This window comes from Hymenobacter defluvii (assembly GCF_017589435.1).
Taxonomy (GTDB): Bacteria; Bacteroidota; Bacteroidia; order Cytophagales; family Hymenobacteraceae; genus Hymenobacter; species Hymenobacter profundi.
Window position 1 is genome coordinate 707,352 of the sequence record NZ_JAGETX010000001.1, and the last position, 23,833, is coordinate 731,184.

19 protein-coding genes are annotated in these 23,833 nt (G+C 57.4%); 4 read left to right on the plus strand and 15 right to left on the minus strand.

Going from position 1 to position 23,833, the window contains the following annotated elements; translation table 11 throughout:
• Positions 1-105: 105 nt before the first annotated feature.
• Complete coding sequence (locus tag J4D97_RS02820) at positions 106-2,913, plus strand: M16 family metallopeptidase (RefSeq protein WP_208306275.1); 2,808 nt, start codon at positions 106-108, stop codon at positions 2,911-2,913.
• Between the two features lie 77 nt (positions 2,914-2,990).
• On the opposite strand, the gene J4D97_RS02825 is transcribed toward J4D97_RS02820, so the two are convergent.
• The 5 genes from J4D97_RS02825 to J4D97_RS02845 all read right to left on the minus strand — a co-directional run bounded on the left by J4D97_RS02825 (position 2,991) and on the right by J4D97_RS02845 (position 8,136).
• Positions 2,991-4,898, minus strand: coding sequence for a gliding motility-associated C-terminal domain-containing protein (locus J4D97_RS02825; RefSeq protein ID WP_208306276.1), 1,908 nt, complete (start codon positions 4,896-4,898; stop codon positions 2,991-2,993).
• An 82-nt stretch (positions 4,899-4,980) separates the two neighbouring features.
• Positions 4,981-5,607, minus strand: coding sequence for a hypothetical protein (locus J4D97_RS02830; RefSeq protein ID WP_185283543.1), 627 nt, complete (start codon positions 5,605-5,607; stop codon positions 4,981-4,983).
• 87 nt (positions 5,608-5,694) lie between these two features.
• Positions 5,695-6,186: a DUF2147 domain-containing protein gene (locus J4D97_RS02835; protein WP_185283544.1), complete on the minus strand. Its 492-nt coding sequence runs from the start codon at positions 6,184-6,186 to the stop codon at positions 5,695-5,697.
• Positions 6,187-6,317: 131 nt separating this feature from the next.
• Complete coding sequence (locus tag J4D97_RS02840; RefSeq protein WP_208306277.1) at positions 6,318-6,761, minus strand: DUF2147 domain-containing protein; 444 nt, start codon at positions 6,759-6,761, stop codon at positions 6,318-6,320.
• Positions 6,762-7,572: 811 nt separating this feature from the next.
• Complete coding sequence (locus J4D97_RS02845; protein ID WP_208306278.1) at positions 7,573-8,136, minus strand: C40 family peptidase; 564 nt, start codon at positions 8,134-8,136, stop codon at positions 7,573-7,575.
• A gap of 164 nt (positions 8,137-8,300) precedes the next feature.
• Between J4D97_RS02845 and J4D97_RS02850 the strand changes: the two genes are divergently transcribed.
• Positions 8,301-10,109, plus strand: coding sequence for a M61 family metallopeptidase (locus J4D97_RS02850; RefSeq protein ID WP_243900093.1), 1,809 nt, complete (start codon positions 8,301-8,303; stop codon positions 10,107-10,109).
• Positions 10,110-10,251: 142 nt separating this feature from the next.
• Here the strand turns inward: J4D97_RS02850 and J4D97_RS02855 are convergent, their stop codons facing one another.
• From J4D97_RS02855 to J4D97_RS02895, 10 genes are all read right to left on the minus strand, one after another.
• On the minus strand, positions 10,252-11,220 hold the full coding sequence (locus J4D97_RS02855; protein ID WP_208306279.1) for a class I SAM-dependent methyltransferase: 969 nt from the start codon (positions 11,218-11,220) through the stop codon (positions 10,252-10,254).
• A gap of 23 nt (positions 11,221-11,243) precedes the next feature.
• Entirely contained in the window at positions 11,244-13,178 is a 1,935-nt protein-coding gene (locus J4D97_RS02860; RefSeq protein WP_185283548.1) for a KUP/HAK/KT family potassium transporter, read from the minus strand.
• Between the two features lie 95 nt (positions 13,179-13,273).
• Positions 13,274-13,738 (minus strand): hypothetical protein, encoded by a 465-nt coding sequence (locus J4D97_RS02865; RefSeq protein ID WP_208306280.1) that lies wholly within the window; start codon positions 13,736-13,738, stop codon positions 13,274-13,276.
• A gap of 107 nt (positions 13,739-13,845) precedes the next feature.
• On the minus strand, positions 13,846-14,475 hold the full coding sequence (locus tag J4D97_RS02870; protein ID WP_208306281.1) for an FKBP-type peptidyl-prolyl cis-trans isomerase: 630 nt from the start codon (positions 14,473-14,475) through the stop codon (positions 13,846-13,848).
• A gap of 235 nt (positions 14,476-14,710) precedes the next feature.
• Positions 14,711-14,845, minus strand: a complete 135-nt coding sequence (locus J4D97_RS23705) for a hypothetical protein (protein WP_258049046.1) — start codon at positions 14,843-14,845, stop codon at positions 14,711-14,713.
• Between the two features lie 88 nt (positions 14,846-14,933).
• On the minus strand, positions 14,934-15,719 hold the full coding sequence (locus J4D97_RS02875; protein WP_243900094.1) for a DUF2279 domain-containing protein: 786 nt from the start codon (positions 15,717-15,719) through the stop codon (positions 14,934-14,936).
• A 333-nt stretch (positions 15,720-16,052) separates the two neighbouring features.
• Entirely contained in the window at positions 16,053-17,573 is a 1,521-nt protein-coding gene (locus tag J4D97_RS02880) for an alpha-L-fucosidase (RefSeq protein WP_208306282.1), read from the minus strand.
• Between the two features lie 70 nt (positions 17,574-17,643).
• On the minus strand, positions 17,644-18,519 hold the full coding sequence (locus J4D97_RS02885; protein WP_208306283.1) for an aldo/keto reductase: 876 nt from the start codon (positions 18,517-18,519) through the stop codon (positions 17,644-17,646).
• A 73-nt stretch (positions 18,520-18,592) separates the two neighbouring features.
• Positions 18,593-19,471, minus strand: a complete 879-nt coding sequence (locus J4D97_RS02890; protein ID WP_208306284.1) for a hypothetical protein — start codon at positions 19,469-19,471, stop codon at positions 18,593-18,595.
• A 67-nt stretch (positions 19,472-19,538) separates the two neighbouring features.
• Positions 19,539-21,359, minus strand: coding sequence for a peptidoglycan D,D-transpeptidase FtsI family protein (locus J4D97_RS02895; RefSeq protein WP_208306285.1), 1,821 nt, complete (start codon positions 21,357-21,359; stop codon positions 19,539-19,541).
• A gap of 242 nt (positions 21,360-21,601) precedes the next feature.
• Between J4D97_RS02895 and J4D97_RS02900 the strand changes: the two genes are divergently transcribed.
• Positions 21,602-22,642, plus strand: a complete 1,041-nt coding sequence (locus J4D97_RS02900) for a M50 family metallopeptidase (RefSeq protein ID WP_208306286.1) — start codon at positions 21,602-21,604, stop codon at positions 22,640-22,642.
• Positions 22,643-23,306: 664 nt separating this feature from the next.
• On the plus strand, positions 23,307-23,795 hold the full coding sequence (locus J4D97_RS02905) for a ferritin-like domain-containing protein (RefSeq protein WP_208306287.1): 489 nt from the start codon (positions 23,307-23,309) through the stop codon (positions 23,793-23,795).
• Positions 23,796-23,833 lie beyond the last annotated feature (38 nt).

The window sequence follows — 23,833 nt, forward strand, 5'->3', positions numbered from 1 at the left end:
ATAGACTGTTTCAAATAGTATATGAATATTGCCGTATAGTGTTTGTTTCTAGATAGATAGTAAGTAGTATGCAGCGTATTAACCTACTCACATAACTACTATCTTATGCGGTGTTTTGGTTCTTTTATCCGACTGTGGCCCCTGGTGGCTGCGCTCCTACCAACTGCGTTGCCATCGGCGGCGCAAAGCAAGCTGCCCGAAGGCCTCACCCGCGTAGCATCGGTGGAAGGCATCACGGAGTATCAGCTGAAAAATGGCCTGCGCGTGCTGTTGTTTCCCGACAACTCCAAGCCGACTACCACCGTCAACATCACCTACCTGGTAGGCTCGCGGCACGAGGGCTACGGCGAGACCGGCATGGCGCACCTTTTGGAGCACATGGCCTTCAAGGGCTCTGCCAAGCACAAAAACATCCCGCAGGAGCTGACCGAGCACGGTGCCCGCCCCAACGGTACCACCTGGTACGACCGCACCAACTACTTCGAAACCTTCTCGGCTACCGACGAAAACCTGAACTGGGCCCTCGATCTGGAAGCCGACCGCATGGTGAACAGCTTCATCGACGCGAAGGACCTGGCCACGGAATTTTCGGTGGTGCGCAACGAGTTTGAAATGGGCGAAAACTCGCCGAGCCGGGTGCTGATGGAGCGGGTATTGTCATCGGCCTACCTGTGGCATAATTACGGTAAGTCGACTATCGGCTCCAAGGAAGACATTGAGCGCGTGCCAATTGACAACCTGAAAGCCTTCTACCAGAAATACTACCAGCCCGACAATGCCGTGCTGGTGGTAGCCGGCAAGATGGACGAGCCCAAGACGCTGGCGCTGGTAGACAAGTATTTCAGCTCTATCCCAAAGCCAACCCGGCAGCTGCCCAAAGCCTATACCACCGAGCCTACCCAAGATGGCGAACGAAATGTGACCCTGCGCCGCGTGGGCGACGCGCAGAGTGTGGCCGTGGCCTACCACACGCCCGCCGGCGCCCACCCCGACTACGCCTCCCTCGACGTACTGATGGACGTGCTGACCAACGAGCCCTCGGGTCGTTTGTACAAAGCCCTTATCGACACCAAAAAAGCGGCCTACACCTACGGCTGGACGCCCGCCCTGCACGACCCTGGCTTTGCCTTCTTCTACACCGAAGTGCGCAAAGAACAGTCCCTGGACTCGGCCCGCACGACCATGCTGCGCACCCTGGACAGGGCTGCTACCACAGCGCCTACCCCCGAGGAGGTAGACCGCGCCAAAACCAAACTGCTCACGGGCATTGAGCTGCTGTTTAAGAATACCGACCGGGTAGGGCTGGACCTAAGCGAGTGGATTGCGGCCGGCGACTGGCGCCTGGTGTTCCTCTACCGCGACAACATTCGCAAGGTGAAGCCCGCCGACGTGCAGCGCGTGGCCAACGCCTACCTGAAACCCTCCAACCGCACCGTCGGTACCTTCATTCCCGAGCAGAAACCCGACCGTGCCGACATTCCGGAAACGCCCAACGTGCTGGCGCTGGTGAAGGACTACAAAGGCGAGAAAGCCATAGCCGCCGGCGAAGCTTTCGACGCCTCGCCCGCCAACATTGAGGCCCGCACCAAGCGCGGTGAGGAGGGCAAAGGCACCAAGTACGCCGTACTGCCCAAAAGCACCCGCGGCAACAGCGTAAACGTGCAGCTCACCCTGCGCTACGGCGACGAAAAGAGTCTGACCAACAAGCCCGGCCTAGCCAGCCTCACCGCCTCTATGCTGGAGCGCGGCACCAAAACCCGCTCCTACCAGCAAATCCGCGACGAGCTGGACAAGCTGAAGGCCCGTGCCTACGTGTATGGCGGCAGCCAGTCGGCCGGGGTGGTGGTGGAAGCTGCAAAGGAAAACCTGCCGGCCGTGATGAATATTGTGACGGACTACCTGAAGAATCCGACGTTTCCGGAGGCGGAGTTCAACAAGCTGAAGCAGGAACGCTTGGTTTCGCTGGAGTCACAGAAGCAGGAACCAGATGCCATAGCGTTCAACACCAGCCAGCGCCTGCTCAATCCCTACCCCAAAGGCCACCCACTGTACGTGATGACCTTCGAGGAAGAGATTGACGCCCTGAAAGCCACTACCGTGAACGATGTGCGCCAGTTCTACAAAGACTTCTACGGCGCCGAAAACGCCACCGTGGCCGTAGTAGGCGCCACAGACGAAGCGGCCGTGCAGAAGCTGGTGAAAACCGATCTGGGCAAGTGGAAAGCCAACAAGCCCTACGCCCGCATCGTGCGCAACTACCAGGATGTGAAGGCCGGCAAACAGTCGGTGCAGGCCAACGATAAGGCCAACGCCGTGTACGTGGCCGGCTTCAACCTACCCATGCGCGACGACGACCCCGACTACCCCGCGCTGGTATTGGGCAACTACCTGTTCGGCGGTGGCTTCCTGAACTCGCGCCTGGCTACGCGGGTGCGGCAGAAGGAAGGCATCAGCTACGGCATCGGCTCGCAGGTGAGTGCCGACTCGCGCGACAAGTTGGCCTCCTACATGGTGTACGCCATCTACAACCCCGAAAACAACGAGCGGCTGGAAAAAGCCATTCAGGAAGAGTTTGCCACGATGTCGAAAACTGGCTTTTCGGCCGACGAAATAAAAGCGGCCAAGAGTGGCTGGTTGCAAAGCCGCTCCGTATCGCGCGCTCAGGACGATGCCCTGGCCGGCCGCCTGAACTCCTACCTCGACCTGAACCGCACCCTGGCCTGGGACGCCGACTTCGAGAAGAAAGTAGCCGCCCTCACGCCCGAGCAGGTGAATGCCGCCGTGAAGAAATACCTCGACTACAACAAACTGGTATTCGTGGAAGCCGGCGACTTCGAGAAGGCCAAGAAGACTCTGGCCGAGAAGAAAGCGAAAGAACCCGCCTACCGCTCGGCCCCACCGGCCAAACCGTAGAGTAGGTGCCAGAAGCAAAAACAAAACGCCCTGGTCGTGCTGCACGACCAGGGCGTTTTGTTTTTGCAAAAGCCTCGCTACTGATAGGCAGGCGCCAGCGTCAGCATGCCTTTGAAGCGGCGCTTGTTGGTGTACTCAATCAGGTAGAAATACACGCCGGCGGGGCGGCCGCCGCCGTCCCAGCGGAAGTTGCGGTCGGCGGAGCTGTATACCTCGTTGCCCCAGCGCGAGAAAATCTTGATGTTAGCAAAGCGGTTGTCGCAGAAGTCAGGCGGGAGAGTAGGTAGGGTGAATTCATCGTTTTTACCGTCGTGGTTGCCGGGCGTGATGATATTGGGCGGCAGAAACGCTAGCGTGTCGGGGCTTACTACTTCAAAGCGCACCACCTGCACCTGGGGCTGCGGGTAGCACGTGCTTTCCTGCACCCGAAAGGTGACCTCCATCTGTTGCAGGAGCGCCGCCGAGCAAGACGCCTCCCACCGAAACACGCCCGTAGCCCGCCCCTTACCATTCGTCGGCACGAAACTCATGCCGGCCGCTGTCATATCGAAGCCAGTGCCGGCTGCCGTAAGGATCAGTGGGTCGTTGTCGGCGTCGGTAGCCGTGAGGTTTGCCTCATACACGCTACCGGGGGCTACGCGTATCACCAGGGGCGTGTTGTTGTCCTGCATCAAGGTAGGCACCGAAGTTAACTCGGGCGTATGGGTAGGCGCGGGCTGGGCCAGAATAGCCAGTTGCACTGTATCGCGCTTGGGCAGGCTACAGCCGTTGTCGGCCACAATCACATTCAGGTAATACACCTGGCCCTTTGTGTCGAAGCAGGTAGGAAAGCACAACTGCGAAATGAGGGTGTCGGGCATGCCAGTGGCGCGCACCATGCCTTGTAGGAGTGATATGCTGGGTAGGGGCCCTGTGAAGTTCACGGGCTGCAAGGAAAGCGACAGCGCCGAGGCATTATCCGCGTCGGTGAAGCGCAGGCGCACGCAAGGGTTGCCGCCTGGCACCAGCCGAATGGTGTCGCGGCCGGGCAGGTAGGTAGCGTTGCCAAGTTGGGCCTGCGCGGTAATAGTCGGGTCGGCATTGGTAGGGCACGTAATGACCTTCAACTGAAAGTCGCGCCGCGTCTCGCCAATCTTCACCTTGTTGCGGTACTCCGAGCATTTGATACCAAATACAAACAACCCCAGCTGGGTAGGACGTACCTCTAACCGCCCTGTGCGCCGGTTGATGGTGAGGGTAGGAGCGCCCGGTATCTGGCTTTGCTCGCTACGACCAGGACCCCAGCTGATAGTAGGGTAGGGCGCTGAAGTAGCCGTGGCCGGCTTGGGTACGCGCGTAGAGGAGTAGCCGTTGAGCGGCGTGGCCAGCTCATACACCAGCGAATCGCCATCGGGGTCCTGGCCGCCAAAGTCGTAGTAAAACAACTCGCCCAAGCAAGCGTAGTCGCTCAGAGGCGGAAAAATGCGGGGCGTGGAGTCGCGGAAGGGCTGGCCGTTGCGCAGTACCGCCGGAAACTCCAGGTAAAACGTCTGGCCCGACTCGCCCGGCCTCACAATGTTGCTGATGCCGTTGTTGCGGCAGCACCGCTCCACGGCTACATAGTAGCCCTGGGCGCCGGTATACACGTTGGGCGAAAGCTGCACCACACTACGATACACCAGCTTGCGTGTGCTAAGCGAGGGCGACGTACAGGCCGGGTTGGTGTAGGCCACGTACGTATTCTCCACCAGCGGCAGCACCACATTCTGCATCGACCCATTGGTGGCTTTGTCGAAAATACCAGCCGTCAGGTCGTTATCCAGTGCGCCAGGGCTGCCGTTGATGGCGTCGAAATAGAGCGTGAGCGTCAGCTGGTAATTATTGCCTGATACATATTGCAGATCCATCTCTCCCCCCACAATGTGCGTGGCCCTTGCTGAAAAGCTCAGCAGCAGCAACAGTATAAGCAGCCCACCACTCCCTAACAAGCGTAGAAAACAAGCCATAGCACCATCTTAAGACAAGGATATTTTTCCTTGAAAAGATACTGCTTCGGCGCGGCAAATCATAATAGGCCAGATGTTGGCGCTATTTAAGAAACTGCTGGGCGCACGCCTGCTCAGTTGCACTGGCTGCGGGTAGGTTAAACACGGCATCCAGCAGCTCATCGAAGGTATGCGCCGGGGCAAAGATGGTGTCGTGGTAGGGGTTGCTCACAAACCGGATAAAGCCTGGCTGGTCGTTGATGCGAACCAGGTCTACCGTCACGTTGCCGAAGCGCTGGTTGCAGCGGCCCGTATCGGGGCAGTCGCCGGGTGTGGGCTTCAGAAAGTGCTTCTCAATGGTTTCGGTGTACTCGGGGTGGGGTAGGCGGCGCCGGTCGGAGGTAGAGAGGTGGTAGCCCAGCGCCAGCACCCGGTCGCGAATGAAGTCGAACAGGTGCTGAAAATTAGATCCAATGCTGGGATCATAGAAAAATAGAGCCCCCTGCCGGCCACCCTCACTCAACAATTGCACGCGCAGCCCCCGGCCGCGCACGTTGGTTTTCTGAAAGTGATAGGCCTTGAAAAATGGCCCCATCCAGTTCAGGTACACCCGTTGCTCCACCCAGCGGGCGTAGGCTTGCTGCTGCACATTGGTACGCACCAACGGCTGCCACTCGGCCTGACAGGCAGCAGCAGTAGAACCAAAAAGCTGTTTGAAAAAACGACGCAAGGGTGGAAGGAAAGCAGGTTCGGAGTTTCAAAAGAACACTCGACCTTGCAAATAGTTTGCGGGTAGGGGCGTCGGAAGGCTGCGCAATTACAGCGCCGTGCCGGGTTTCAGGCGGTGCCAATAGTGGGAGCGGCCCAGCAGTGAAAAACCGATATAGCCCTTCACCTCCAGCCGGTCGCGCGACTCCATGTGCAGGTAACAGGAATAGTAGTGGCCGCTGTGCGGATCGTAGATTTCGCCGTCTTCCCAGCGGCCCGAGTCGGGGTTATAGCGCATTTTGTACAGCACCACCAAGTTTTGAAGCGGACGGGTGCGCAGCGTAGGATTGGGGTTGCGCCCATCGAGGTGGGGCTGGCCGGTTTTGGGGTCAATGGCGTGATGCATCCAAATCAGGCGGCCCGTCAGCTCACCGTCGCGCACGCTCACTTCCACGCGGGCCTCCCCCGAGTCGTCTTCCCACATCCCCACCGGCGACAGTGCCTGCGCCTGACCCATCAGTGGTAGCAACATGCCCAGGCAGAGCAGCCAGATAGAAAACATAGGAACGGCACTAGCAATGGGGCGGGGAAGGATGGGCATAGGCGCAGGGAAACAAACTGGTTACGTAAGAAAAGAGAGTGTAGCTACGCCAGGGCGGTAACCGGTTGAATATAAGCAAAAACAGCGGCGTTCCGCTGGAAACGCCGCTGCCTGCTAAATAAGTTCGTCGGTTACTTCACCCGCGTCCAGGTCTGCGAGCGGCCAATCAGCGAAAAGCCGATGTAACCCTTCACTTCCATGGTATTTGCATTCAGCATTTTAATGTAGCAGGAATACGTTTTGCCGCTTTCGGGGTCGTAGATTTTGCCATCGTCCCACTTATTATCGGAGTCGTACTCAAAGCCCTGCATGAACACCATGCCCAGGCGGGGACGGCTACGCAGCTTAGGGTCGGGGTTTACAGTATCGGTTTTGGGCTTGCCGGTTTTGGGGTCGTTTGGTACGGTCAGCGACACAATTTTGCCGCATAGCTTATTGCCATCGCACTTGTAAATTTCAAACGTGGCCTTTTTCTCGGAGTTTGTCCATATGCCCAATGGCGAGAGGCTTTGGGCCGTAGCAAGCGTAGTGAAACCCAGCAGCATTGCCAGGCAGAGAAACAACATCTTTTTCATGGTGATAATTGAGAGTGGTGGGTTCGGGGAAAAAGATAGAGGAAAACCATGAAACGATCAAAGCAACTGAGTGCAAACAGACCGCGCCAGAGTACCATGCTTAGGATGCAAACATAACGCCAGCTTACCAATCAGACGATAGCGAAAAGAAAGACATCTTTTTTCTGAAAAAAACGTGCTGATGCTCAGGGTAGTAGCTTCAGGGGGTAAAATAGTAGGGTTTTTATTTTGAACCATCCGGTGGGCTTTTAACTTTACAGACCAGTAGCGAGTGCTACAGCCCTGTTCAAGCAGCCCTAAGGTGCTGGGCCGCGCGAACAACGGTTATGTCGAACGTAAAGAAAGGAGGTACAAAATGTCTAGTAGTCCCAACCAAATCCTGCCGAGCCTGTCGAATGTAGTCCGCATCACCGCCGGACGCGCGTAATAACAGCTTTTCGCGCGGAGCACTTGTTAGCCCAGCAGGGCGTGCTCCCGCATTCTGGCAAGGTCTTATCTCACGGATGGCGGGGCTGTACCCCAGACCCGTCGCTTGGTAAGATTTGAAGGATTAGATGCCCGGTATTGCCCAGCAGCCTTTCAGTAGGCCTGCACAGGCAGTACCGGGCATCGCTTTTTTAGAATGGTGAGTTGAGAGTTTGTGAAGTTGTGAGTAGGCAAGCGTCTGTCATCCTGAACGCAGTGAAGGACCTTATCACGTGAGAACGATACTTGCCACAACGACTCGTTCAACGTTTATAAGGTCCTTTACTGCGTTCAGGATGACAGACGCTTGCCTACTCACAACTTTACAAACTCTCAACTCACCATTCTAAAGCACTCTCCGCACTTGCATAAAGCGGCGCTCGTAGCCGGAGCCTTCTACCTGGCTGATTTTCACGCCGGACTCACGGCGGGCCGAGGAGGAATGAATGAAACGCAACGGCTCGCCGGGCTCCGAGAGCACAATGCCCGCGTGGCCGGGCGTGGTGGAAGTAGCAGCCGTACCCGTAAACACCACAATATCGCCGGGGTGGGCCTGGCTACGCTCCACGGGCCGGCCCACGCTGATAAGCTGCGCGGTGGAGTGCGGTACGCTGATATCGAACTGCTTGAATACGTAGTACACGAAGCCTGAGCAATCGAAGCCACCCGCGGGCGTGGTGCCGGCGTAGCAGTAGCGCGTGCCTAGCTGCTGCTCGGCAAAGCGGATGATGGCCTCAGCCCGGTCGTTCATTACGGGGGTAGGGGCGCGGGGCGTGCGGTGCACAACGGCTACCACCGGCACGGCTTGGGTAGGCGCCACGCGAGCAGAAGGAGCTGCCGGGCGTGGCCAGAGAAACACGGCCAGTAGCACGGCTACCAAACTCAGAAAGGTTATCCAGACGTAGCGCATAAGAGGGTAGGGAAGTAAGCAGCCTAACGGCAACCAGCGGGTAGGGGTTCCGGCGGGGTAGGAGCGGACGAGTAGGTAGGCTCAAAAATCGGCTGTACTTTGCAACCCCGGCTGCCTTTTGGGGTCGGGTGTACTCCTGCTTTTCTACTTATTATTTTTTGTTCATGCTGCCTACCCGTTTCCGCACACTGGTGGCCGCTGGGGCGCTGTCATTTTTGACGGCCGCCACGGCCGCCGCCGCTTCGCCTACCCTGCGCTACACCCTCTCGATGCCCGCTCCGCAAACGCACTATTTCGAGGTGGAAATGAGCTTGGGAGGATTCAACAAGCCCTACACCGACGTGAAAATGCCCGTGTGGGCACCCGGCTCCTACTTGGTGCGGGAGTTTGAGAAAAACGTGGAGGGCATGGTAGCAACGGCCGGCGGGCAGGCGCTGCAAGTCGATAAGGTGGATAAAAACACTTGGCGCGTGTATCACCCGAAAGCCAAGGACTTCACCGTTAAATATAAGGTGTACGCCTATGAACTGAGCGTGCGCACCAGCTTCCTGGACGCTTCGCACGGCTACCTCAACGGCACCAGCGTGTTTATGTATCCGGCCGAGGGAAAAGCGCTGGAGAGTACCCTCACGGTGCAGCCCGCCACTGGCTGGAGCCAGGTGAGCACCAGCCTGAAGCCGGTGAGCGGCAGCGTGCCCTTCACCTTCCGCTCCACCAACTACGACGAGCTGGCTGACTCGCCCATTGAAATCGGCAACCAGAAAATCCTGCAATTCACTGCCAACGGCACGCCCCACACGGTAGCCATGTACGGCGAGGCCCGCTACGACGAGCAGCAATTGCTGGCCGATATGAAGAAGGTGTGTGAGGAAGCGCACCGCGTGGTGGGCCAGAATCCGCTGGACCGCTACGTGTTCATTGTGCATAACCTGGAGCGCGGCAGCGGTGGTCTGGAGCACCTGTTCTCGACTACCCTGGAAGTGTCGCGCACCACCTACAACACACCCGGTGGCTACAAAGGCTTCCTGGGGCTGGTGGCGCACGAGTATTTCCACCTTTGGAACGTGAAGCGCATCCGGCCCATCGCACTCGGGCCGTTCGACTACGACAAGGAAAACTACACGCACATGCTGTGGGTGAGCGAGGGTGGCACGGAATATTTCTCCAACCTGATTACCCAGCGCGCCGGCTTCGTGAAGCCCGAAAACTACCTGGCCGACCTCAGCAACGTGATTACCCGCGTAGAAAATACGCCTGGCAACAAAGTACAGTCAGCCGCCGAGTCGAGCTTCGACAGCTGGATCAAGCAGTACCGGCCCAACGAAAACTCCTACAACACCAGCATCAGCTATTACGATAAGGGCGAGGTGATTGGTGCTGTGCTGGATCTGATGGTGATTAACGCCACCAAGGGCGAGAAAAGCCTCGACGACGTGATGCGCTACCTCTACTCGGAGTACTACACCAAGAAAAAGCGCGGCTTCACCGACGAAGAATACCAAGCGGCCGTGGCCAAAATAGCCGGCCAACGCTTCGACGACTTCTTCCGTCGCTACGTGTACGGCACCGAAACCCTACCCTACAACACGGCCCTAGGCTACGCGGGCCTGCGCCTCACCAACACGCCTACTACCTCCGATGGCGTCCTGGGTGCCGTGGTCAGTACCCGCAGCGGCGCGCCTACCGTCACGACGGTCGTGCGCGACGGTAGCGCTTGGCAAGGCGGCCTGAACGTGAATGACGAAATCCTGGCCCTCGACGGCGGCCGCATCACCACCGACCCCAACACGGCCCTCACTGGCCGGCCGGCCGGTACCACCGTCAAACTCTTGGTAAACCGCGACGGCCAGATCAAGGAAGTGAGCTTCCCGCTGCTGGCCGGCACCACCCAGCGCTACCGCGTGGAGCAGGTAGAAAACCCCACCGAAGAGCAGTTGAAAGTGCTGCGCAAGTGGCTGCCGGTAGGGCAGTAGGTTACAGACAGTAGGAGAAGTAAACAATAATCTTTTTGTACGCTTTCGTCCTATTATATTCTCCCTAACCCAACGTCCTTTAACTGCAAACGGCCCCGCTGAAAGATTCAGCGGGGCCGTTGTATTGTGACAAAACGCAAGCTCAGGTTTTCTGGTACACCCCAAACAGAATGTCGCTAGGATGGTAAGTCAGGAAAGCGTCTTCTGCCGCAAACAACGTAGCCAATAACTGGTGCGTCTGTGGCGTGTTAGCAAGAAAGTGATGGGCAATGTCCTTGAGCACGAGGGCAAGCAAATTGCCGCCTACTTCAGTTTCCTCCAGCAGCGTAAAGCGTTGCTTTACTGCTCCTCTGATCTGTTCACTCTCCACAGCTTCCGAAGGGTCTGAAACCAGCATCCGGATCAGGCCGGGGCCGCTGATGCGCGTTTTCAGACGCTGGCTGCGGTAGCGCCGCCGATACGAGGCTGGTAGGGTCGCCAACAACTCGTTGGCAGCGAATAGCTGCGCAGCGCTCCATTGCAAGCGGTTGGGGCCTACATAATCATAAAGGACCACTAGGCCGCCGGGGCGCAGGGCGTGCCACACATTGTCCAGCACGTCGTCCACATGTTGGAAGTGATGGAGGGCTGAGTGGAACAGCACCACGTCGTAGGTGTTTTGCGGCCAGTGCTGGCGGTTGATATCGCGCACCACGAAGTGCATGTTGTGCAGCCCTTCGCGTTGAGCTTGAATTTTAGCTTGGTCCAGTAGGGCACGAGCAATGTCTACGCACTCTACTTGGCTAAATGCGGCGTGGCGGGCAAAAGCCAGTTCGTGGCTGCAACTGCCGCTTCCCAGCGAGCACAGCGACAAGCCCGTGCGGTTTCGCAGATACTTTGCCACCACGTAGGGCTCGTAGGGAAAGGTAGGGTCGCCCGTGATTCTCTGATTCCAGCGCGCCCGCACAGCAGGCACAATCCACCAGTTAGCCGTTTGCAGCGTCGGGTCGTCGAACGTGCGCTGGGTGCGGGCTAAGGCACTAGGGTTCAGCTTTGAGAAAAGATAACTTGCCCCCCGTTGCTGCACTTTCGCTAGCAGCTCTGAAAAATCGTCGCGGGTTAGTAAAGGCATAGCAACAGGTGGGCGAGCCGTACTTATTGAATTCGCTTGAGGGCTACGTCACGAACGGGCGCAATCACCAGCGGTACTTTTTCCACCTTCACCGAACTGGTATCGAGGCCGAAATACTTGTCTTCCGACGCAATGAATTGCTTGATGTAGAAATACGCCTGCATCACCAGCTTTTCCACGGTAGGGAAGTCGTTTTCGACAGACAGGTACTTCTCCAGCACCACAAAGCGGAAGTCGCCCGTCACGTGCTGCTTGCTCAGCGACTCGTAGCGCGAGGTGATGTCCACTTCCTTGTTGCGCACTAGGTCCTCAATCACCTTGCGGAAATAGAGGTTGATGCGTTGCTCTACCCGAAAGCCCAGTCGGAACGTGATGCGGAAGGCATCGTTGGGCGCTAGTTCCACCACTTTATATTCCATGGTATACGGCTCGTCGGTGGTATCTACGTGCACAAACCAGTAGATATCAGCACGCTTGGGACGCTTCTGGAAGATGGAGTAGATGATCTTCGACTCAATTTCGGAAGCTCGCTCGGCCGAGGTCATGAACACCAGGTGGGTGGAATATTTGGGGATGGAATCATCGTGGCTCAGATTCTTGAGCGCTTCCATATAGGGGTCAATCTTGACGAACTCCGTGAGGCGCTTCTTGATGTAGAAGGCCCGCAGCCACACATACATCACGCCCACCAGCGCGGCCCCAATGGCCAGCGACACCCAGCCCCCGTGCGGGAACTTGATGAGGTTGGCCACTAGAAATGACCCCTCGATGCTACCGTAGAGTAGCACAAACAGCACGACAGCGGCTATGGGTACCCGCTTGCTGCGCAGCCACATGGTGAGCAGCAGCGTCGTCATCAGCATGGTGAGGGTGATGGCCAGACCGTAGGCTGCTTCCATGTGCTCGGAGCGCTGAAAATACAGCACTACCCCAATGCAGCCAAACAGCAATAGCCGATTCATGCTCGGGACAAACAGCTGGCCCTTCACATCGGTAGGGTAGTTGAGCTTCACCTTGGGCCACATATTCAGGCGGATAGCTTCTGCTACCAGGGTAAACGAGCCCGTTATAAGCGCTTGCGAGGCAATAACCGCTGCAATGGTGGCAATGCCGATGCCGATGATCAGGAACCACTCGGGCATGAGAGCATAGAATGGGTTACGACCATCAAGCTGTTCGCCCGCATGGCTTATCAGCCAAGCGCCCTGCCCGAAGTAGTTGAGTAGCAGGCATAGCTTCACGAACATCCAGCTGATGCGGATGTTGCCCTTGCCGCAGTGGCCCAGGTCGGAGTAGAGTGCCTCGGCCCCCGTGGTGCACAGGAACACGGCACCCAGTAGCCAGAAACCGCCGGGGTAGTTCACCAGTAAGTCGTAGGCATAGTAGGGGTTGGCAGCTTTCAGAATTTCTGGATGCTGCACAATGCCTAAGATGCCCAGGGTAGCCAACATGCTGAACCACAAAAACATAATTGGCCCAAAAGCCTTGCCCACAATCTGCGTTCCGAAGCTCTGCAACAAGAACAACAGCAGCAAAATACCGATAACGATAGGAACCGTAGGGATAGTGGGGTAGATAGCCTCCAACCCCTCTACCGCCGACGACACCGAGATGGGAGGCGTAATAACCCCGTCGGCCAGCAAGGCTGCGCCGCCTACAATGGCCGGGATGGTAAGCCAGCCCGCTCGGCGCCGCACCAATGCGTAGAGCGAAAAAATGCCGCCTTCACCGTTGTTATCGGCGTTCAGTGTCAGCAATACATATTTGATGGTGGTTTGCAACGTCAGCGTCCAGAGTACGCACGAGATGCCGCCGTACACTAGAATCGGGTCGATGGTGCCCGGCACAATTGCCTTCATCACATAGAGTGGCGAGGTGCCAATATCACCGTAGATAATGCCCAGGGCGATAAGCAAACCTGCCGTAGAAATGGCGGTGTGCTGGTGTTTAGAGTCCATAAAAAATAGGAGGGAAAACGGTGGTATTAACCAGTGAAACGGACGCGTCAAAGGTAAAGCAAAACCACTGGATGCGCGGTTAAAGCAATGACGGGTTAAAACGAATCGGTAGGTGGAGTTTCCGGGGCAGCGTCGGGCGGGGTGAGGGCAGCCAGCAGCTGCGCGGCATGGGCTGCGGCAGCATCATGCTGGGCCCGAATGCGGCGGTTTAGCTCACGGAGTAAGGGCTGCCAAGTGGCCGGGTCGCCGGGTAGGGAAAAGTGCGCGGCTTCGCGGCCGGCCCGGTGCAGGCGCAGCCGGTTGGTGCCGCGGTTTCCGTAAATCAGTAGCAGAGCGCCTACCGTCAGACCCAGCGCAGTAGGTAGGGTGCGCAGCCAGTTTTGCAGGAAAGCCAGCAGCACCCCCGCCAGCACCAGCGCGCCCAGCATATACCACAGCAACCACCGCACAGGCGTCAGCTCGGCGGCTTCCAGCTCCAGCAGGCTGTAGCGTTGGTCGTGCACGCGCAGAGTTGTGGCCGTTAGCTCCAGGCGGTTGTCCTCGCTACGCAGGGTAGGCAAGTCGACGGGAGGAAGGGGAGGAGTAGAAAAGTCCGTAGGAGAAGGCAGGAAAAACGTTTCCCCGACAGCCGCCGGGTCGGAAGACGCAGCGGGTGCCGGGGAAACAGTTAGTTATTCACTTTCAGCAATTCCACGTCGAAGACGAGCGTGGAATCGGGGCCGATGTCGCGGCCGGCGCCACGCTTGCCGTAGGCCAGGTCCGAAGGGATGTAGAGGCGCCATTTTGAACCTTCGGGCATCAGTTGCAGGGCTTCTGTCCAGCCGGCAATTACCTGGTTCACACCAAAGGTAGCGGGCTGACCGCGCTGGTAGCTGCTGTCGAACACGTTGCCGTTGATGAGCGTGCCGTGGTAGTGTGTGGTTACCGACGAGCTAGGGGTAGGCTTGGGGCCATTGCCCTCAGTCAGTACTTCGTATTGCAGGCCGCTGGGCAGGGTAGTCACACCCGGCTTGTTTTTGTTTTCGGCAAGGAAGGCTTCGCCTTCGGCTTTGTTGTTGTTCATGGCGTTGGGGTCTTGGGTGTCATCTTCTTCGGCGCCGCCCAGTTGCTCCTGGAGCTGCCGCATGGCGGCCTCAATTTGCTCGTTGGAGAGGGCGCTGGGCTTGCCGCCCAGGGCATCCTTCATACTTTGAGCCAGCACATCTACGTTTAGGTCGAGGCCTTGCTGCGAGAAGTTACTGGCCATGTCGCGGCCGATAATGTAGCTGATTTGCTCCTTGAGGCTACTCAGGTTCATACATTCTAAATTGTGCTGCAAGCCAGTATAATGGGGTAGCAGCGAGTGAAAAGTAGAGATGACCCTGTATGGGTTAACTCAGCGTGAAGTACCGAAAACCCCTGCGAACAGTTCTGATTTTTTTGGATTTATAAAATAATTATTTGATAATCAGTGAGTTTTTGTACGATGCGCCAAGCATAGAAAAACCCCGCTTGTAGCGGGGTTTAGGGAAAAACAGCTAGTAGGCAGCAGCCTAGAAATGCAACTCCTCGCCGTCGCGCAGGTCAAAAAACAGGTTCAGGTCCCGCACCTGAGAGGCCAGGAAGCTCAACGACCCCAGGCTGCTCAGCAACAGAAACGACGAAACGGCAACAGTGCTTCTTTTCATAGTGATGGATGGTAGCATGATGATGGTCAGTTGGTTGTGGGCAAAGATACTATATTCAGCTGAATAGATGGCTGGTAGGTACACAAACTTAGTAATAGAGCGGACGGAACACGAGCCCGCGCTTGGTATTGTATTCCAAAGCCGGTGCAGGTATGCGCACAATGCTAAGCACGTAGAAGGCTGTGCGCAGCAGGCCACTGCGCGTAGGAATGTTCTGTAGGTTCAGGTCGGGAGAAAGGTAGAACTTGCGGTAGGACCGGTAGCCCAGCGCCCGGTTCTGGGCCGGGTCGCCTGCCACCATCCCGGCAGCGCCGTAGCCTACTGCCACGTTCAACCACTTCGGGTAGCGCGTGCTAGAGGGTAGGAAGCGGGATATATCCGTCGAGAGCCAGTAGGTTTGGCCATTGTAGTCTTTCAATACCTGCCCGGCGTAGCTGTTGCCCAGGCTTTCGAGGCGGGTAGTGGGGTAGGACGTACTATGAAACGAGAATTTCGGCATCACCCTGATTTCGCCCCAGGCCAACTGCTGCCCCAGCACTCCCGCCGCACCGGCAGCATTAGCTACCATATCGCTGTTGGAAAAGCCGTAGCCTTCGCTCATGCCATCCAGTATTTCGATGGGCGTTTGCAGGGCCAGACCAACTAGGCTGCCAAGCCAGATGGCTTTTTTCTCGGAGGTGCCTGCCCAGCGCAACGCGTCCACGCCCATGCGGCTTTCGTGGAAAGCAGTCCAGAAGTGGCCCGCTTTATCCATCTGCTTCCAGTGGTGGCTGTCGTCGTAGAAGTGAAAGCGGGTGCGAGGATATTCTTTGTACCACGCGTCGCTGAGCAGTTTGAGCGAAACCGCATAGCCCACTACAAAGCCAGTACCCAATACAAGCTGCCGAGTGCGTTTCTGCTGGGTAGTCAGCGTATCAGATGGGGTGGCTGTGGGTTGTGCAACAGTCTGGAATATAGTTGCAACATTCAGAAGTATGCTGCCAACTACTTTGGAGAAAAAGGAAAGCGCATTAGTTGGCGTCGAAAAATTCAATAAAATCTGTTTTAAGTGAAGCAAAAGTCTCTTACATACGGCAATTCGTCTTGCACGGCCATAAGAGGCTTCACATTTATCAAGCTAGATTACACATTGAGCTTTCGAGCGCCCCGCCACCTGCTTTCATCTCAGGCCCAGTGAGGTATAGTGCTCACCGGGCCTACTCTGCATCTACGGCCTCTGCTTATACACTCCTACCTCGCTCAGGGCCACACAAACCGGCGATGCTGTGATGGCCACGCGCAGTTTGGTGGTCGTCACGGGCGCATCCAGCTTCACCAGCTTCTTGGCCCCAATGCTCGTGCCTGTGTAAAGTGGCTTCCAAGCGCCATCCTGCCAAGCTTCAAGGGTGAAACCCTCTACGCGCTGGCCCAGCGGAATGTACTCCTGCAAGCTGATGATATCGAACGTTTTGGGCGCGGTGAAAGCTATTTCCAAGCTGGGCGTGTGCACGTTGTCGGTGGTGGCCCAGTAGGTTTGGCGGTTGCCGTCGAGCAGCTTGGCGGGGGCGTAGGTGTTGTGGCGGGTGTTGCTGGCCGTGAGGCGGGCGCCCTTCGCTAGGTTGTCAGCGAAGGTATGCTGCACCATATCGCCAAAGGTTTTGAGGGCTGCTACGTCGTCGGCGTGTAGCTGGCCGCGGGTGTCGGGGGCCAGGCCCAGGTCCAGGGCCGCGCCGCGGCCTACGCTTTTCAGGTACAAATCAAACAGCGCTTCGGGCGTTTTGGGCGCCTCGGTGGGGTGGTAGAACCAGCCTTTGCGAAGTGGTACGTCGCACTCGGCCGGCATCCAAAACTCGCCGTTGCGGATACCCATGGGGCTTTGCGGGTAGTTGGCCTGACCCGGCACGGCTACGTTTTTACCCTCGGGCGGGCGAGGCGTGAAGGTAGCCCAGCTGGTTTCGGCCGCGTGGCCTTCCTCGTTGCCTACCCAGCGCACATCCCAGCCAATATCGCTGAAGATATTGGCCATGGGCTGCATCTTGCGGGTGATGCCCCAGGTTTGGTCCCAATTATAATAGGTGGTGTTATCGATGGAACGCTTCTCGCGGGCACCGCCGTAGTAGCCGTCGCCGCCGTTGGCGCCGTCGTGCCAGCTCATAAACAGCTCCCCGTAGTTGGCGTATAGCTCTTTCAACTGGGCCTGGTAGATGGGGAGGTAGGCGGAGGTACCGTAGGCAGCGTTGTTCCGGTCCCAAGGCGAGCAGTATACCCCGAACTTCAGGCCCTGCTTCCGAGCCGCCTGCTCCATCTCCTTCACCAAATCGCCTTTTCCACCACGAAAAGGGCTTTTTGAGATGTTGTACGCAGTGGTTTTGGTGGGCCACAACGCAAAGCCGTCGTGGTGCTTGGCTACCAGAATAATACCGCGCAAGCCGCCTGCCTTAGCTGCTCGCACAATCTGCTCGGCATCAAAATCGGTGGGGTTGAAGACGCTCGGGTCCGCATCACCATAGCCCCACTCCTTGTTCTCGAAGGTAGTAGGCGTGAAATGCACAATGCCGTATACTTCGGTGGTGTGCCACGCCTGTTGCCTGGCCGAGGGTAGGGCGCCGTAAGGCTTCGGCGGGGTCGCCGGCGCGCTGACACTAGGTCGGCCTGGCAAGTGGTGGGCAGATAAATAGTCGGAGGTTTTGCTGGCTAAAAAACAGGTGGAGCCACAGAGTAGAACGGCGCTGAAGAAGCTTCTCGACATACAGAGAGTTGAAAGGTGCGGGCCTACAAGAAACAAACTTTGCGATTAGGCTACGTCGCTCCGCCGTTTCCTACCCCAGATACGCCATGTCCTCCGCACTCAGTTGGATAGCGGCAGCAGCCAGGTTTTCCCGCAGGTGCGCCAGCGAGGAAGTACCCGGAATCGGCAGAATCCAGAGCGATTTGTGCAGCTGCCAAGCCAGGTTAATTTGGGCAGGCGTGGCGTTGTGGCGGCGGGCTATCTCGCCAATTTTATCGAGTTCTTTGGGTAGGGCGTGCAGCAGCGAGAAAAAAGGAATCAACGGGATTCCGTGCTTTTCGCAGAGATCCAGCACTTCCTCGCCGCCGGGGTTGTGGCCGTGTGCATGGGCTAAGGTAGTGCGCTGGGCGTAGCCATACATGTTTTCTACAGTAGCAATTTCACCTAGCTGCAAGCCGGTTTCCAGCTCCTCGCGGGTCACGTTGCTCAGGCCCACGTGCAGGATTTTACCCTCGCGCTGCATCTCAAACATAGCGCCCAACTGCTCGTCCAAGGGCACCGCGCCGTGGCCCATCAGGCGCAGGTGCACCAGTTGGATCTGCTCCTGACCCAAGGTGCGCAAGTTGTTCTCGATGCTGGTGCGCAGATTTTCGGGCGTGTTGAAGGGTACCCAGCTTTTATCGGGTCGACGGGTAGCGCCTACCTTAGTGCAGATAACTAGGTCGGCGGGGTAGGGGTAGAGGGCTTCGCGGATGAGGCGATTGGTGACGTCCTCGCCGTAATAATCGGCCGTGTCGAGGAAGTTTACGCCGTTTTCTACGGCCGTGCGTAGGATTTGCAGGGCCTCGGAGCGGTTGGCCGGCTCACCCCACACCTCGGGTCCGGGTAGGCGCATGGTGCCGTAGCCCAAGCGGTTGACGGTAAGCGGTTGGGTGGAGTGAGAGGCGATGGTGATGGTGGAGGGCATGGGGAGGGGCGGTTTAGGTGCGTAGAAGGATGCCAAGTAAACCACCCTGGCCTGCGTAAGTTCGGGCGCTACTTCAGCGACAGTGTTTCCTTTGTAGCTCTGCCGCTTCTGCTACGTTATAGGCAATGGCTTTACTTAGATCTTTGCATCCAAGCGCTGGTTGCTTGCGGTTTTCAATAAAATATAAGGCTTTTGTGAGGTAGGCATAGCCAATTTCTTCTCGTAAGCGCAGGCTGTCAATCCTTTCTAACTCATGGCTAGTGGACTTGCGAAGTCCATTTAACGCTTGCCGCATTTCTGCTATGCGTAAATCACTAGTTTCAGTGAAATGATTGTCATCCTGCATCATAGCATATGTATCAGCCAGTTCTTTATATACGGCTGAGCGGTTATGATAGAGCGTAAGGGCCTTTTTATCGTCATCTATAGCAGCTGAGTAATTGCCTTGCAGGAAATATCGAAGGGCTCGTTGGCTATAGTAATAACCTACTTGCCCATTTAGTGCAATAGCCTTGGAAAGCGAGGTAATAGCTTGATCCTGGTCTTCTTGTAAACCAGCTAACCAAGCCCAGCCTAAATCTAGATTCGGATGCGTCTGAAGCCAGGATTGAAGCTGCGTCTTCTTCTTCAGCTTTGCCTTCTTTGAAGAAAGCATGTTTGGTGAAAAGTCTTCCACCATTTTATTGATTAGATCCGGTGATTCTTCGAGAAGCTCTGTAGCCTCCTGGAGCCGTTCCTGTGAAGTAGCCGCACGCTTATTGTCATCGGCGACATAGTAGACGGTATTGAATGGCGATGATTCTTGCGTTATGATAGGCGCCAGAACTGTTAGTTCATCCGTTACTCTCACTAATGCTGCGGCTTTGGTGGTAGGATCAATTAGTGTCAATGGAGTCGGTGAGGAACAAGCTGATAGAAATACTACAAAGAACAATAGGTGATAAAGCCGCATAGCTAGGTGTGAGGGTAAAATGTTGTTTAATAAAAAAGTAAAACTATTAATCTTCCTCTCATAAATACTACCTACCAGTAGCCCTACTCTGCATCCGCCGTTCCCAGCGCTTGCGCTTAGGCGCAATGCTGCCGCGCAGGTACTTTTCCATCACCAGCACCGCACAGGGCGCCGCCGCTGTGGCCCCAAAACCTGCATTTTCAAGGTACACGGCCACGGCAATTTTGGGATTGTCGGCTGGGGCGAAGCCGACGAAAGCAGCGTGGTCGTCGCCTTCGTCGTTTTGCACGGTGCCGGTTTTGCCGGCTACTGTAATGCCTACGTCGGCCAGGCTAGAGGCTTCGGCCGTGCCGCCACGCTGTAGCACGGCCACCATGCCGGGTAACAGCGCCGCAAAGTTGGCGCTATCAATCAGGGTATGATGCTTTTCCCGGAAGCGGGGTAGAGGGCCGCTGTTGCCCACGCTGCGCACCAGGTGCGGCGGGTAATACCAGCCGCGGTTAGCCACAATGGCCACCATATTGGCCATTTGCAGGCCCGTCAGGTTGATTTCGCCCTGCCCAATGCTGAGCGAGTAGATAGAGCGGTAGGTCCACTTTTGGGTGCCGCGGCTCTTATCATAGTAGGCGGGGGTAGGGAGGAAGCCGGGTGCCTCGCGTGCTACGTCGGCACCCAGCACCGAGTCCAGCCCAAACGACCGGACGTAGCGCCGCCACAAAGCCAGGTTGACGTGGCGGGCCGCCGCCGAATCCTGGGCCAGGCTGTCGGGCACGCGGTTGATGAGCTGTTGCATTGCCTGGTAGAAGTAAGGGTTGCAACTGTACTTCAGGCCCATGGTCAGGCTGTTGGCCTGGGGGTGATGGTGCACGCAACGCACCAACGATTGGTCGCAGCGAAACCCGGTGGTAGGGAGAATAGCACCCAACTGCAACGCGGCGGCGGCATTCACCAGCTTAAACACTGAGCCGGGCGGGTTGGCCAGCATGGCCGGCCGGTTCAGCAGCGGCATATCGGCATCTTGCAGCAGCTGGGTGCGCACCCCAGCCTGGTCGGGCGCGGTGATGGTGCTGGCCGGGTACACCGGGGCCGACACATAGGCCAGGATTTCGCCGGTGCGCGGGTCCAGGGCCACCAGGTAGCCCTTGCGGCCGCTCAGCATCTTTTCGGCGTAGGCCTGTAACTTTGCGTCGATGGTTAGGTGCAGGTCTTGACCCTGCTGAAAAACGGTATCCTTCGCCCAGGTGCCATGCTGATTGCCCTGTTCATCCACCAGCGGGTGCAGATAGCCCCAATGCCCGGTAAGCAGCCCATTATAATAGGTTTCGACGCCACCACTGCGCAGTCGGTAAAAGCGGCCGCGCTTGGTGCGCTTGGCCTGGCGGTAGAAAGCCTGCGCCTCGGCACCCAGATAGCCCAGTACGGAAGCTCCCGCGCTGGTGGTGTACACGCGCTGGCGCCGCTGGGTCAGCACAAGCTTTTGGAGCTTGGTGGCGCTGCTGTCGCGGCGCACGCGCGCGGCTTCCTTGGCCGTGAGGCGGAACTGGATGGGGTAGCCGGTAGAGGCTAGGCCGTAGGGTAGGGCATCGGCCAGGCGCTGCCGGACGGTCACCGAGTCCCAGTCCAGCAGCTGACCCAGCGCCAGCGTGTCGAGTAGGCGGCGTGGGAGTTTCAGGAGAAACTGCGGGCGCGTATCCACCAGCACCGAATCGCACCGATCCAGAATGCGGCCCCGGTGCAGCGAGTCGGACACCACGATGCGCTGCCGGGTGTAGGTAGGGTCTGCGGCCTGGGCCGGGTCGCTGGTTTGCTGGTCCGACGAGGAACAAGCAGCCAGCCCTACAAACAGCAAGAAGAAGAGTAGTCCTTGAATCGTGAAAACCGTGCGCATGAGAGTAAAGCTAGGCATTTGCGGAGCTTCGGGCCGTGCTTTTCGATGAATCGAGTGTGATCCTATCTATCGTCAGCACGCAAGATGCTTCGACTCCGCTCAGCATGACGTTCAACCTCCCTATTTTCAACTTCCTAAACAGCTTTATCATGAAGAAACTAAGACTATTTATATTCGCAATAGTGGGCGGGGTTATAGGTTTTCTATGTGCCAAGTACGGATTACTTTCCCCTCCCATCACCTTGCACTGGACCCTGATGCAAAAGCTGGGGCTGCTGGCCCTGCTGCCGGTGGCGTGGCTGGTGGCGGTTGGGTTGCACGAATTGGGCCACGCGCTGGCCGGACGCCTGCAAGGGTTTTGCCTGCATTGGCTGACGATAGGCCCGCTGATGTGGCGCCGCCAGCCCACAGGCCGCCTACGCTTCGAGTGGAACCGCAACCTCAATACGGCCGGGGGCCTGGCCCTCAGCGTGCCCCCCGACGACGTACACCTGCGCGAACGGTTCCGCGTATTCGCTGCGGGAGGGCCATTGGCGAGCCTGGCATGGGGCGCGCTGGGGGTAGGCCTCTACACGCTGCTGCCGGCCGCAACTCAAGGCACGGTGCCGGCAATAGCGCTGGCCCTGAGCGGTGGTATTTCTCTTCTGCTGTTCGTCGTCACCATAATCCCCTTTCACACCGGAGGCTTCGCCAGCGACGGCATGCGCCTACTCAACCTAAGCCGCCGGGGACCAAAACAAGAACTGGAAGTGAGCATGCTGACGGCCTCTATCCGCAGCATGGTCGGCACACGACCGCGTGAGTTGAACCGCTCGGCCCTGGAAGCCGCCGCTGCCCTGCACGTCGAGCACCCATTGAAATGCCATCTGTCTCACTACCTCTACCTGCACTATCTCGACGCGGGCGACCCGGTAGCCGCCGGGCAGCAACTGGCCTACTATCGCCAACAGCTGTCTCAAGTGCCGGCGGCATTGCAAGCCAGCGGCTGGCTGGAATCCGCGTTTTTCAGCGCCGCCTACGAGCACGACGCCACGGCAGCCCGCGCCTACCAGGCCCAGGCCCAGCTCAACGCCTTCACCCCAGCCGACCAACCGCCGCGCGTAGAAGCGGCCCTGGCTCGCCTCGCCGGCGATGCCGAGCGTGCCCGCACGCAGGCGCAAGCCGCCCTACGCGAGCTGCCTCGCAACCTCGATCAGGGTAGTGTTCATCTGTATCGGGAATGGCTGCAAGACACCGTGCGCTGGGCAGAACAAGCAGCCGTTGCGCGGGTAGCGTCCGTGTAGGGTAGCCAAGGTCGAGGCCAGCTTACGCAAGTAGGCATTGTACCCAATCGGAGCGGTTTGCCCGCAGGCTCACTAAAGATACAACTCGCATATAGTAGCTGCAACCGCAAGGTAGGCTGTACGCCCTCGCGCTGGCTGGGGTCGTGCTGAGTGGCCACCTCGTAGCTCATGGCCCAAGGCTGTTTTACCTACAGGATATTGTCATTTTGCAGCCTCAGTGACAAGACATTGCTGAGTTGCTGTCGTGAACTAGCCGATAACGTTCTACCCTCCTCCAGCCCATGTATTAGGAGACAGGGTAGTATCACGAAAGAGCGATTGACTATACCGGAGCTAGGTATGTTGATGCAGCATAATTTCGTGGCCTATAGAACGCTATAATGTTGACTGCCACCTATATGCTTGGTGACGAAAAACGGAAGAAGAAGCTCGGCCTTAGCGCGGTCACAACAATAGGATTTATGGGGTAGGAGGCCTTGGTTTTGTCTTCGTATCGCAGAAAGTAATGAGGTTGTTTATAAGTGCAAAATATTGATAATAAGGTAGTAATAGTAAATAAAAGCGCGGTGTTTGTTGCTGATCGGTGCCGCCAACAAATCGACAGGGGGACCGTTGAAAGGGCAAGACAAGTGATTCTCACCTTCGATCTTTTATCCTCTGTATCATGAAAACCGACGACCTAAAGCAACTCATCAAAGACGGCTTATCGGCCCAAAAAGCAGGAAGCCAGGTAGCCGCCAAAGCAACCGACGAAATTCTCGACGACGCCACGCACCCCGAGCTGAAAGCCGCCCTCAAGGAAGGCAACGAAACATCCAAGGAGTGGGCCAAGCGCCTTGATCGTGCCATCGAAGAAGTAGGCGGCGCGAACAACCAGGACAACGAAATCATGGAAGCTCACTACCAAGTGAGCAAAGAGATTCGGGCGCAAGCCAAAACTGACAGCGTGCGCGATCTGGGCATCATTGCCAGCGGCCAAATGGCCCTACACTATTGGATTGCTTCCTTCGGCACGGTGGCCTCGTACGCTGCCTCCGCAGGCCTCTCGCAGACCGAAAAAGAACTGAAAGCCTCCGTGCAAGAAGCCAAACAGGCCGACGACAAGCACACCGACCTTGCCCAGCGGATTCTGTCCGAACAAGGCCAAGAGTAGGGTAGTATTCTTCTCTGCTTACCATAAAACCGCGCCGC